This is a genomic window from Streptomyces apocyni, from assembly GCF_009739465.1.
Taxonomy (GTDB): Bacteria; Actinomycetota; Actinomycetes; order Streptomycetales; family Streptomycetaceae; genus Streptomyces; species Streptomyces apocyni.
Genome location: NZ_WHOM01000052.1, coordinates 99068 through 110750, shown reverse-complemented (window position 1 = coordinate 110750; position 11683 = coordinate 99068). Strand labels below are relative to the sequence as shown.

The window sequence follows — 11683 nt, the reverse complement described above, 5'->3', positions numbered from 1 at the left end:
CCGCCACCATCCGACGAACCGGGCGGCCACCGGCGCCCAACGCGGCACTGGCCCACCACAACGCAGCCCCGCCCCACCCCCACCACCCCACCCCACCCCGACCCTCCACACCCCAGGTAGTTACGACGCCGGCCCGTCCCCCGCCAAGCGGGCGTGGAGGTGGGCGTCTCGGAAGGCGTTGCGGTTGTTGGACTCGAACATGGCGCCGCGGAGGGTGCCTTCGTACAGGTAGCCGCAGCGTTTGGCGACGCGGCAGGACAGTTCGTGGCCGACCGCGTGGTCGAGCTCGATGCGGTGCAGCCCGGCCGTTCCGAAGCCCCACGTGCTGATCAGCTCCAGCGCGCGCGGGGCCACTCCGCGGCCTCGGGCCTCCGGCAGGACCCAGTAGCCGACGGCCGCGGAACGGGTCGGCGGCTGGATGGAGTTGAGGGATACGTGACCCAGTACCGCGCCCGAGGCCGCGTCCGTGACGCAGTACGACGCCTGCTCGCCCCGCATCCAGCGCTGGGCCTGGCGCTGGAGCATGGCCTGGGCGTCGGCGAAGGTCTCGATGGGCTGCTGCGGGGTGTTCCAGCGCTGGAACTCGGGGTCGGTGAAGCCGCGTAGAACGGCCTCGGCGTCACTGGTCGAGTCGGGCCGCCAGGGGCGAAGGAGCAGGTCGGCAGCCCGCAGTTCGGTGGGGACGAGCTGGTCGGTCACATTGTCATCCGTTCATCAAACCTTCGGTCCCGAGTCCCGAGTCCCGAGTCCCGAGTCCCGCGGCGGCGGCGGCCAGCCCATTGACCACATCCGCCGCCGTGCGCAGCCGGACCGAACCCGCGTCCAGGCCGCCCGGGTGCAGGGCGAACACTTCGCAGTTCTCGGCGAGTTGGATGTCCCCGCGGTGGAGGTAGGCCAGTCCGGCGCGGGTGAACTCGCCGTCGGGGATTCCGTCTCCGCCGTCGTGGAAGCCGTATCCGCCGCCGTGGATCCCGTCCCCACCGTAGTGGGCCCCGTCCCCGCCCTCTGGCGCACCGATACGCGCCGCGAACTCCGCCGCTCCCTCGCCCTCCCGGCGCCGGTACGCCGTGACCGATCCGTCAGCGTGGCGGACGGCGACCGTCGTGGCGCGGGCCGCGGCCTGCCACGTAGCCAGCTCACCCAGTCCGACGCGCGCACCCGAAGCGAACAGGTCCGTGAGGGCGTCGCCGAGTACGGCCAGCCTGGAGGCGTGCCGGTGGACGGCGTGGTGCGTTCCTGTCACGCCCTCGGCGATGTCCAGCCAGCGCATGGTCCTGCCGGGGACGTCCACGACGAGCGGGACCACGGCGCACGACGAACTGGTCAGGTCGAAGCGCTGCTCGACAGCCCGTGGGTCGAACACCTCGCCCCGGCCACCCTCGCCCGGTTCGGCCCCCGGCTGTGTCGGCCGGGCGGGCCGTGTCGGCCGGGCCGGCCGTGCCATGAAACCGGCGAACGCCTCGGCGAGCTCGACGAAGGGGACGCTGTTGAAGGAGAAGCAGACGGCTACCGCGTACCGGACGCCCGCCCGCTCCAGTTCGTCCAGGTCGAGGTCGATGAACTCGCTCGCGCCCTGCGGGGCGGGGGCGCTGGTGAGGTCACCGGAGTGCACGGCCGCAGTGCGGGCGAAGCGCAGTTCGGTGTAGTCGCAGGTGCCGACGTGCTGCCACTGCTCGTCGAACAGGGCGAGGGACAGGTCCAGGTCGGTGGTGCCGGACTCTTCGCTCTCCATCCAGTGCAGGAAGAAACGAAGGGACTTCCCCTCGGGCAGCGCCAGTTCACTGCCGCGCGGCAGCGTGACCAGGGCCCGCGAGGCGGTGCGCTGGGTGAACGGCGCAATGACGCCGTCCAGGGCCGCATCGACGACGGCCAGTTCGACCGCCGGGCCTGCGGCGGCCGCCCGTCGCAGCACCTCGGCGGTGAGCGCGCTCACGGCGGCCTCTACGGCGGTGGGGGTGGGGGCGGCGCGCTCGTCCTCCGCCACGTACGCCTGGGTGCTGCCGCCCTTGGGGAAGAACACCCGGGTACGCGGTGGCTGACGGCGGCTGCGTAGTGCGCCGAGCGTGGACAGCAGTACGGCGGGAGACACCCGCGGCAGGGCGGCGGGCAGCGCGTCCAGTACGTGGCCCGCGTCCGCTCCGGCCAGGCGCAGCAAGTGATCGAGGCGGCGCAGGAGTTCGCCGGGGCGCTGCGCCAGGAGTGCGACGGCGGTGACGGTGTCGCGGGAGGCGAGCGCGGACTCGACCTTGCCGCCCCAGGTCTCGACGGTGACCTTGGCGCCCGTGGCGTCTACGCCGGGGTGCTGCTCCGCCGTAGAGCGCAGGAATGTGGTGAGCGGGGCGTCGGCGAGCAAGGCGCCGGGAAGCGAGCCGCCGGAGCCCGAGGCCTCAGGAAGCCTGACCTCTCGCAGGGCCGCTACAGCGAGGGCCGCGCGAGGGTAGCGGGTCGCGTACTCGAACGCGTGCAGGGCATGCGCGGCGGCGATCCAGGCGCGACGGCGGCGGCGCATGTCGGGGACGGCCAGCTTCGGGTCGAGCGCGTCGAGTGCGGCGAGCAGGCAGCGGCGTACCGGGCGCGGGAGCGGGGCGATACGCGGCCTGTCCACCAGACCCGGGTCACCGCCCGACCACACCGCGAGCAGACGCAGGATGTCGGTCGCCGTGTCGATGCGCGCCGTGACGTCCGCGAGCACCTCGGCCTGGCCTGCGGAGGCGGGGGCTGGGGCGGAGGCGGGGCGGTCTGCCCAAGGCCGCAGCAGCCAGGCGAGTACGCGTGCCTTCGTCTCCCGGCCCGGCAACTGCCGCGGGAGCCACCACAGGTCCGTACGGCTGCGGGTGTCCAGGAGCGTGGCGAGGTCGTCGGCGTCCTGAGGGGAGAGCGCGGCCGTGCGGTCGAGGAGGCCGCGCAGTTCCTCACAGGCCGCCGTGTCGCGGGCGGCGAGGTCCCCGCCGAACGCGAGGACGCGGGTACGGTCCGGCAGCGCGCGGCGCTCATCGGCCTGCTCATCGGCCTGCTCATCGGCCTCGGGTCGGCGCGCGGCGGGCCGCAGGAACGGGTCGTCGGCGTCGATGCGGCGGTGGCAGATGGGGCAGGCGGCGAAGTCCGACCCGTCGAAGCAGTTCCGGCACACCAGGTGCGCGCAGGGTGAGACCGCGTGGACGGTACCCATCTCGGCGCACAGCACGCAGGGCTGCTCCGGGTTCTGGAGCAACAGGGTCAGCACCCGGTCGACGTAGAACGCGTACGTGTCCTCGGGCGTGCTGTCCGGGAAGCCGCGGAAGAGGGGTGTGTGGTCCCGGTCGGCGCCCAGCGCCTCGTCGACGTCGGCGAGGAGCGCGCGGCCCGCCACGGACAGCGCGCCGGGGCTCAACGCGGCGTACGCCGCGCGCAGCGGTACGGAGAGCAGGTAGCCGCGCTCCAGTAGTTCGGCCTCGAGGAGTACGACACCGGCGGACGAGGTCACAGCGTCGGCGGACGAGACCCGCGCGCTCCCGGGCGAGACCGGGGCGTTCCCGGGTGGGGTCGTGGCATCGTCGTCCACGGCGGGCAGGTAGACGCTGCCGCGACGGGACAGCAGGACGGCCGCCAGACCACGGGGTCCAGCGCCGGTCGCCGCGCGGTCGTTGTCCTGTCGTATCTCGGTGGTCATGTCCGACCGATCCTCTCCCCCGTGTCCGCGGCCGCTTCCTGTGGCCGTGCCCGTGTCCTGTGGCGACGCGCGCGTCGCCAAATGCGTCGCGCCCGCCGGTGTGGGCGGGCGCGATGCCGAAGCTGAGCGCGGGCGGAAGGGTGGTGCGCTGATTCATATAAGAGATGTGGAGAAGGAAGCACACCTGAGAGCCGCCCGCGCTCACCGAACATAACAACCCTGATGTCGACGTCGCACCAGGATTTTCCCAGGGTGCGGACAACAGGGTCCGGGCGCGCAACGCGGGAGGCTCAGCCAGCGCCACCACCCGGCCGAAAGACCGCCACGGCAACCTCCCCGTCCCTCCTCTCCTCCCCGCCTCCTTCCCGGAACGTCACCTCCAGCTCCATCCCGATCCGGAGATCCGCCTCCGCGCAGTCGACGACCTCGGTCATCATCCGGGGCCCCTCCGCGAGGTCGACCACGGCCGCGACATACGGGGTCCGCGTCCCGAACGGCGGGAGGTCGTTGCGGTGCACGACGGACCACGTATAGAGAGTGGCCCGCCCGCTCGCCGCCTCCCACGCCACGTCCTCGCTCCAGCAGTGCGGGCAGAACTCGCGTGGATAGTGGTGCGCCCGGGCACAGGCCGCACAGCGCCGCAGCAGCAGCTGCCCGCTGGCTGCGGCGTCCCAGTACGGCCGGGTGAACGCGTCGACCTCAGGCTGGTCAAAGCGCGGCACCACCCCACGCTCCGCCCCCTCCCTCTCCGCTTTCGGCTGCACCTCCGGCCCAGCCATCAGAAGATCCCGAGCGCGTTGTCGAGCGACCAGGTCTGCCAGGACATCGCGAAGAGCGCGACCAGCGAGATCAGCGCCATCATCGCGTTCTGCCCCTGCTCAGCCCAGTCGTGGATCATCAGCACGAGGTAGAGGAGGTTCAGCAGTAGCCCGCCGACCAGGGCTATCGGCGTCAGGAAGCCCAGGATCAGCCCCAGCCCCAGCGCGAGTTCGGCGTACACGACGATGTACGCCATCACCTTCGGGCGAGGTTCCACGACCTTCGCGAAGCCGGTCCTCACGAGCGGCCACTTGTGCTTACCGGCCACGTCCGCGGCCCAGGCGATCCCGGTGCCGCGTTGGAACCAGCCCGCCTTGTCCTTGTGGCGCCAGCTCTCCAGCCACCACAGGCCGAGCCCGATACGCGCCACCGCGAGCCACTCGGCACCACCGAGCCAGATCGTCTGCATACCCCAACCCCTATCTGACGGTACGTCAGTTCTACGGACGAGGCGCACAGCGCGCAAGGGGTGCGCACGGGGTGCGCACGTAACGGGGTACGCGACCCACCGTGATCGATTCGCAACCCCTTTCCCTCTTGACCTGGCCACCTCAACGACTTGGACCGTTACGCTCCGGTTTATGGCCGACATCTCGCAACCTCACCCGGAAAACCCCGTATACGTCATCGGCGGCGGCCCCGGCGGGCTCTCGGCTGCGGCTGCCCTGCGCGCGCAGGGCGTACGGGCCGTGGTGCTGGAGCGATCCGACTCCATCGGCGCGTCCTGGCGCCAGCACTACGACCGGCTCCGGCTGCACACCACCCGACGGCTCTCCAGCCTGCCCGGACTCACCATGCCGCGCTCCTTCGGGCGCTGGGTGGCCCGGGACAACGTGATCCGCTACCTGGAGAGGTACGCCGATTTCCACGACCTGGAGATCGTCACCGGCGTGGAGATATCCCGGATCGACCGCGCGCCCGCAGGCGACGGCTGGCTGCTGCACGGCAGCGGCGGACGCGAGCTGACCGGGTCCGCCGTCGTCATCGCCACCGGCTACAACCACACCCCCCACCTCCCGGACTGGCCGGGCCTCGACACCTTCCCCGGCAAGTTCCTGCACGCCGCCGACTACCGCAACGCGGCCCCGTACGCCGGACAGGACGTCCTCGTCGTGGGCGTCGGCAACACCGGCGCCGAGATCGCCGTCGACCTGGTCGAGGGCGGCGCGGCACGGGTCAGGCTCGCGGTCCGCACCGCCCCGTGCATCCTGCGGCGCACGACACTCGGCTGGTCCGCGCAGCGCAGCGGCGTCCTGTTCCGCCGCCTCCCAGCCAGCCTGGTCGACCGGCTCAGCCGCCCGCTCGCGAAGCTGGCCACCCCCGACCTGTCCGCACAGGGCATGCCGCGCCCCTCCACCGGCCCGCGAGTACGGGCCAAGGAAGGCACGCTCCCCGTCCTGGACATGGGACTCGTCAACGCGGTGCGCCACGGCCACGTCGAGCCGGTGGCCGCCGTCGCGTCCTTCGAGCGCGGCGAGAACAGTGGGAGCGGCGACGTCGTCCTCGCGGACGGCTCCCGCCTCAGCCCCCAGACGGTCATCGCGGCAACGGGCTACCGCACCGCCCTCGAGCCCCTGGTCGGCCACCTCGGCGTACTGAACGCCCGCGGCCTGCCGGTAAGCCACGGCCGCCGCACCCCCACGGCGACCCCCGGCCTCTACTTCACCGGCTACACCACCCCCGTCAGCGGCGCGCTCCGCGAACTGGCCCTCAACGCCAAGAAGATCGCGAAGGCGATCGTCAGAGAGCGAGCGAGAGCCAAGTCCAGCGCCACCAAGACACCGGCCGATGCGTCAACCAACGATCGAGCGAAAGCCGCCGCAGCCCAGTAGAGGCCTCAGTAGTAGCCCCCACCTAGCCCCCACCACCCCTCTACCCCCACTCCCTTCACCCAGCATTCCGCGCAAGCCTGTTCCTGACGGCGCGTCAGTTCAGTAATCTGACTATGCGTCAGTTCTGTTGACCGTTACAGGAGGCGGGCGTCAGCGATGCTTGGATCGACCCACGGCACCCTCACCACCGACTCCCGCCCGGCCCGCGTGGTGGCCTGCGGCGAGCGCCCAGCGCCGGCCGTGCACAGCAGTACGGCCGACACCGACAGCACCGGCAGGCCCACAAGCCCGGCCGCCGACCTGGACGTCAGCGGGCGCCCGCTGCACGCCGATGTACCGGACCTGGACCGCTTCTTCCACCCCGAGTCCGTGGCCGTGATCGGCGCATCAGACGCCGACGGCCGCCCGAACACCGGCATCACCCGCCAGCTGATCGCCTGGGCCCAGCGGGTCGGTGCCCGGCTGCACCCCGTACACCCCACCCGTCAGTCCGTCTTCGGCATACCCTGCGCTCCCTCCGTTGGAGACCTGCCGGAACAGGTCGATCTGGCCGTACTGCTGGTCGGTGACCCCCTCCCCGTGATCGAGGAACTGGCCGAGGCCAAGGTCAGGTTCGCGGTCGCCTTCGCCTCCGGCTTCGCCGAGACCGGGGAAGCGGGCGCCCTCGCCCAGGCCCGCCTCGCCGCCGCCGTCGAGCGCTCGGGGCTGCGCCTGCTCGGCCCCAACACCAACCTCAACGCCTTCGAGACGTTCCGCGACGACCTGGACGGTCCCGCGATCGCGCTGATCACCCAGTCGGGACACCAGGGCCGCCCGGTCTTCGCGATGCAGGAACTCGGCGTACGCCTCTCCCACTGGGCACCGACCGGCAACGAAGCCGACCTCGAGACCTCCGACTTCCTCGCGTACTTCGCCGAGCAGCCCGAGGTCGGCGCCATCGCCTGCTACGTCGAAGGGCTCAAGGACGGCCGCGCCTTCCTGCTCGCCGCCGACCGCGCCGCCCGACGCGGCGTCCCCGTCGTCGCGGTCAAGGTCGGCCGCACCGAGACCGGCGCCCGGATGGCCGCCTCCCACACCGGCAAGCTGACCGGCGCCGACGCCGTGGTGGACGCGGCGATGCGGCAGTACGGCGTACTACGCGTCGACGGGCTCGACGAACTCCAGGACACCGCGGCCCTGCTGGCCAGGGCGCGCCCCCCGCAGGCCGAAGGCGTCGCCGTGTATTCGATCTCGGGCGGCACGGGCGCGCACTTCTCGGACCTGGCCACGGAGGCGGGGCTCCACCTGCCGCCGCTCTCCGCCGCCAAGCAGGCGGAGCTCCACCAGTGGATACCGGAGTACCTGAACGTCGCCAACCCCATCGACAACGGCGGTCACCCCGTCGGCGACTGGCGCGGCCGCAAGATCATCGACGCGATCCTCGCCGACCCGTCCGTCGGCGTGCTGATCTGCCCGATCACCGGCCCCTTCCCGCCGATGAGCGACAAGCTGGCGCAGGATCTGGTGGACGCGGCGGAGCAGACGGACAAACTGGTGTGTGTGGTGTGGGGCTCGCCGGTCGGCACCGAGGACGCCTACCGCCGCACCCTGCTCGGCTCCTCCCGCGTCGCCACCTTCCGCACCTTCGCCAACTGCATCACCGCCGTCCGCGCCTGGCTGGACCACCACCGCTTCACCGCCGCCTACCGCTCCCCCTTCGACGAGGCCCCACGCACGCCGTCCCCGTCCTTCCGCAAGACCCAGGCCCTGATGCGCCCGGGCCAGCAGCTGAGCGAACACGCGGCGAAGCAGCTGCTGCGCGCGTACGGGATACGGGTCCCGCGCGAGCAGCTCGTGACCAGCGCGGCCGCCGCCGTCCGGGCCGCGGGGCTGGTCGGCTACCCCGTCGTGATGAAGGCCTCCGGTGCGCGGCTCGCCCACAAGACCGAACTCGGGCTGGTCAAGATCGGCCTGACCTCGGCCAGCCAGGTACGGGACGGCTACCGGGAACTGACGGACATCGCCCGCTACGAGGGCGTCGACCTGGACGGGGTGCTGGTGTGCCAGATGGTCGAGCGGGGCGTGGAGATGGTCGTCGGCGTCACCCATGACCAGCTCTTTGGGCCGACGGTCACGGTCGGGCTCGGCGGCGTACTCGTCGAGGTGCTGCGGGACGTGGCCGTGCGCGTGCCGCCCTTCGGTGAGGACCAGGCTCGGGCCATGCTCTGGGAACTGCGCGGCCGGGCCCTGCTCGACGGGGTACGCGGGGGGCCTCCGGTCGATGTCGACGCGCTGGTCGAGGTCGTACTGCGGGTCCAGCGCATGGCACTGGAACTCGGCGACGTGCTCGCCGAACTCGACATCAACCCGCTGATGGTGCTTCCCCGCGGCCAGGGTGCGGTGGCGCTGGACGCGCTCGCGGTGTGCCGCTGAGGCTTGCAGCCCGAGCCCGAGCCCGGGGCTGCGCCTGGACCTGGGCCCGCGCGCCTCTCGTACGAAACGGAGCTTTCCCATGACACCCCCCTCCTCCTCCGATTCCCTTGACTCATTGATACGGCACACCACTGACAACGGCGTCTCCTGGATCACCCTCAACCGCCCCGAAGCCATGAACGCCCTCACCTGGGACCAGCGGGAACACCTCATCGCGCTGCTCTCCGCCGCCTCAGCCGACCCCGCCATCCGCGCCGTCGTCCTCACCGCGACCGGGAAAGGCTTCTGCGCCGGGGCGGACCTCCGCGGAGCCCAGCCACCCACCCCCACCGAACGCGTCCCCGGCGACGTAGCCCGCACCATCCGCCAAGGCGCCCAGCGCCTCATCGCCGCCGTCCTGGACTGCGAGAAGCCGGTCATCGCCGCCGTGAACGGCACCGCTGCCGGAATCGGAGCACACCTCGCCTTCGCCTGCGACCTGGTGATCGCCGCCGAACAGGCCAAGTTCATCGAGGTGTTCGTACGCCGCGGGCTCGTCCCCGACGGCGGCGGCGCCTACCTGCTGCCCCGGCTCATCGGCCCGCAGCGCACCAAGGAGCTGATGTTCTTCGGCGACTCCGTACCCGCCGCAGAAGCCGAGCGGCTCGGGCTCGTCAACCGGGTCGTCCCCGACGCGGACCTGGCGAAGACTGCCCACGAGTGGGCCGAACGACTCGCCCAGGGCCCTACCCGGGCCATCGCGATGACCAAGCACCTGGTAAACGCCTCGCTGGAGTCGGACCGGGCCACCGCGTTCGCCGCCGAAGCCTCGGCGCAGGAGATCAACATGACGACGCGGGACGCCAACGAGGGCGTAGCCAGCTTCGTTGAGCGCCGCACGCCCGGGTACCACGGACGTTGAGCCTTCCAAACCCCCGAGGCCCTCCAAGCCCTCCAAGCCTTCCGACTCTTCTCTTCTGACGGTCCGTCAGTTCTAATGGATAGCGTGATGGGACATGCAGGGATGGCCGCCACCGCCGTCCGATACCTCAGGTCAGTCGGTGCCGCCACGGTCGCCGAGCCGGTGGAAGCACTGCCCCGCCCCGACTTGCGCGCGGTCGGCGACGACGAGCGGCTGCCGGTCGATCCGGGGGAGTTCCGGCGCGTACTGGGCCACTTCGCCACCGGCGTCACCGTGATCACCGCCCTGGACGACACGACCGGACAGCCGGCCGGTTTCGCCTGCCAGTCCTTCAGTTCGCTCTCCCTCGACCCGCCCCTGGTCGCCTTCATGGTCGCGCGTACGTCGACCACCTGGCCCCGCATCGCCCGGGCGGGCGCCTTCTGTGTGAACGTGCTCGGCGCCGACCAGGGCGAGCTGTGCCGCGGCTTCGCGGTGAGCGGGGCGGACAAGTTCGCGGGGGTCGCCTATGACGCGGCGCCCGCGTCGGGTGCACCACGGCTTGCGGGCGTGCCCGCGTGGATCGACTGCACGATCCACGCCGTGCACACCGGGGGTGACCATCTGATCGTGGTGGGGCGAGTGGATGCGCTGGGGGCGACGGACACCACGGAGTCCACGGAGTCCACGGACCAGGGGCGGCCGCTGCTGTTCCACCAGGGGCAGTTCAAACAGCTCGCGGACCCGCCGCCTAGCCCCGCCGCCCCCTCCTGATCACCAACGCCATCAGCGCCGCCGCCGCACACAGCGCCCCCGACCCGTACCAGACCACGTCGTACGAGCCGAAGACATCCCGCGCCACCCCACCCAGGAACGCGACCACCGCCGCGCCGACCTGGTGCGAGGCGAGCACCCAGCCGAAGACGATCGCGCTGTCATCGCCGTAGTGCTCGCGGCACAGGGCGATCGTGGGCGGCACCGTGGCGATCCAGTCCAGCCCGTAGAAGACGACGAAGAACAGCATCGGCGGCTGGACGGCGGGCGCGAGCAGCATCGGCAGCAGCAGGAGCGAGACCCCGCGCAGCGCGTAGTACACGGCCAGCAGGCGGCGCGGGTCGTAGCGGTCGGTCAGCCAGCCGGAGCCGATCGTGCCGATGATGTCGAAGACCCCGATGACGGCGAGGAGCGATGCCGCCACCGTGATCGCCATGCCATGGTCATGGGCGGCCGGGACGAAGTGGGTGCGGATCAGCCCGTTCGTCGAGGCACCGCAGATCGCGAACGTGGCGCAGAGCAGCCAGAACGGCCCGGTCTTCGCCGCGTCAGCCAGGACCCGCAGGGCACGCCGCGCCGCCCCGCGCTGCGGCGCGGGCTTCTCGACGTACTCCCCACCGTACGGGGCCAGACCGACATCGGCCGGATGGTCGCGTAGCAGCAGCCATACAAGGGGAACGACGGCCGCCGCCGCGAGCGTGACCGTGACGGCGGCGGGCCGCCAGCCGTGCTCCTCGACGATCCAGGCGCACAGCGGGAGGAAGACGAGCTGTCCGGAGGCACCCCCGGCCGTCAGGATGCCGGTGACCAGGCCCCGGCGCGCGACGAACCAGCGGTTGGTGACCGTCGCCGAGAACGCCAGCGCCATCGAGCCGCTGCCGAGGCCGACCAGAACGCCCCAGTACAGCATCAGCTGCCAGCTCGCCGTCATGAACACGCTGAGCAGCGAGCCCGCGGCGGTCATACTCAGCGCCACCACCACGACCCGGCGGATGCCGAAACGGTCCATCAGCGCGGCGGCGAACGGCGCGGTCAGCCCGTACAGCGCCATCGTGAGCGAGATCGCGAACCCGATCTCGCCGCGCGACCAGCTGAACTCCTGGTGCAGCGGATCGATCAGCACGCCCGGCAGGGCGTTGAAGGCCGCCCCGCCGACCAGCGTCACGAAGGTCACGGCCGCGACGATCCACGCTCGGTGAATGCGCGGCTGGCGGCGCGTGCTCCTGCGCGGAGTGGGCCTCTTCACTGGCGTGCTCAGCTGCGTGCTCAGCTGCGTGTTCGTCGATGTCACGCGCTCCAGCCTGCTGGTCGCGATCA

The 11683-nt window shown here is 71.7% G+C and carries 9 protein-coding genes; 4 read left to right on the top strand and 5 right to left on the bottom strand.

Annotated features, from left to right (window positions below; genetic code table 11):
• Positions 1–120: 120 nt before the first annotated feature.
• The 4 genes from GCN81_RS14755 to GCN81_RS14740 form a co-directional block, all read right to left on the bottom strand.
• On the bottom strand, positions 121–699 hold the full coding sequence (locus GCN81_RS14755) for a GNAT family N-acetyltransferase (RefSeq protein WP_156725047.1): 579 nt from the start codon (positions 697–699) through the stop codon (positions 121–123).
• A 4-nt stretch (positions 700–703) separates the two neighbouring features.
• Positions 704–3649 carry an MXAN_6230/SCO0854 family RING domain-containing protein gene (locus GCN81_RS14750; protein WP_156725046.1) on the bottom strand — a complete coding sequence of 982 codons (2946 nt, stop codon included), beginning with the start codon at positions 3647–3649 and terminating at the stop codon, positions 704–706.
• Between the two features lie 290 nt (positions 3650–3939).
• Complete coding sequence (locus GCN81_RS14745; protein ID WP_156725045.1) at positions 3940–4428, bottom strand: Zn-ribbon domain-containing OB-fold protein; 489 nt, start codon at positions 4426–4428, stop codon at positions 3940–3942.
• On the bottom strand, positions 4428–4877 hold the full coding sequence (locus tag GCN81_RS14740; RefSeq protein ID WP_156725044.1) for a DoxX family membrane protein: 450 nt from the start codon (positions 4875–4877) through the stop codon (positions 4428–4430). Before GCN81_RS14740 ends, GCN81_RS14745 begins: the two co-directional genes overlap by 1 nt.
• Before the next feature lie 172 nt (positions 4878–5049).
• Between GCN81_RS14740 and GCN81_RS14735 the strand changes: the two genes are divergently transcribed.
• The 4 genes from GCN81_RS14735 to GCN81_RS14720 all read left to right on the top strand — a co-directional run bounded on the left by GCN81_RS14735 (position 5050) and on the right by GCN81_RS14720 (position 10366).
• The gene (locus GCN81_RS14735; RefSeq protein ID WP_156725043.1) at positions 5050–6300 is read left to right on the top strand and encodes a flavin-containing monooxygenase; all 1251 of its coding nucleotides are present in this window, start codon (positions 5050–5052) and stop codon (positions 6298–6300) included.
• 156 nt (positions 6301–6456) lie between these two features.
• The gene (locus tag GCN81_RS14730) at positions 6457–8712 is read left to right on the top strand and encodes an acetate--CoA ligase family protein (protein ID WP_156725042.1); all 2256 of its coding nucleotides are present in this window, start codon (positions 6457–6459) and stop codon (positions 8710–8712) included.
• Between the two features lie 79 nt (positions 8713–8791).
• A complete protein-coding gene (locus tag GCN81_RS14725) occupies positions 8792–9613 on the top strand; it encodes an enoyl-CoA hydratase/isomerase family protein (RefSeq protein ID WP_156725041.1) in 822 nt (273 codons plus the stop codon).
• 102 nt (positions 9614–9715) lie between these two features.
• Positions 9716–10366: a flavin reductase family protein gene (locus tag GCN81_RS14720; protein ID WP_156725066.1), complete on the top strand. Its 651-nt coding sequence runs from the start codon at positions 9716–9718 to the stop codon at positions 10364–10366.
• Here the strand turns inward: GCN81_RS14720 and GCN81_RS14715 are convergent.
• Positions 10344–11636, bottom strand: a complete 1293-nt coding sequence (locus GCN81_RS14715; RefSeq protein WP_156725065.1) for an MFS transporter — start codon at positions 11634–11636, stop codon at positions 10344–10346. The genes GCN81_RS14720 and GCN81_RS14715 overlap by 23 nt on opposite strands.
• Between the last annotated feature and the right edge of the window lie 47 nt (positions 11637–11683).

Bases quoted from the DNA above. Each gene is read 5' to 3' on its own strand.
- GCN81_RS14735 (WP_156725043.1), top strand. From the start codon at position 5,050: ATGGCCGACATCTCGCAACCTCACCCGGAAAACCCCGTATACGTCATC.
- GCN81_RS14750 (WP_156725046.1), bottom strand. From the start codon at position 3,649: ATGACCACCGAGATACGACAGGACAACGACCGCGCGGCGACCGGCGCT.
- GCN81_RS14720 (WP_156725066.1), top strand. From the start codon at position 9,716: ATGGCCGCCACCGCCGTCCGATACCTCAGGTCAGTCGGTGCCGCCACG.
- GCN81_RS14740 (WP_156725044.1), bottom strand. From the start codon at position 4,877: ATGCAGACGATCTGGCTCGGTGGTGCCGAGTGGCTCGCGGTGGCGCGT.
- GCN81_RS14730 (WP_156725042.1), top strand. From the start codon at position 6,457: ATGCTTGGATCGACCCACGGCACCCTCACCACCGACTCCCGCCCGGCC.
- GCN81_RS14725 (WP_156725041.1), top strand. From the start codon at position 8,792: ATGACACCCCCCTCCTCCTCCGATTCCCTTGACTCATTGATACGGCAC.
- GCN81_RS14745 (WP_156725045.1), bottom strand. From the start codon at position 4,428: ATGGCTGGGCCGGAGGTGCAGCCGAAAGCGGAGAGGGAGGGGGCGGAG.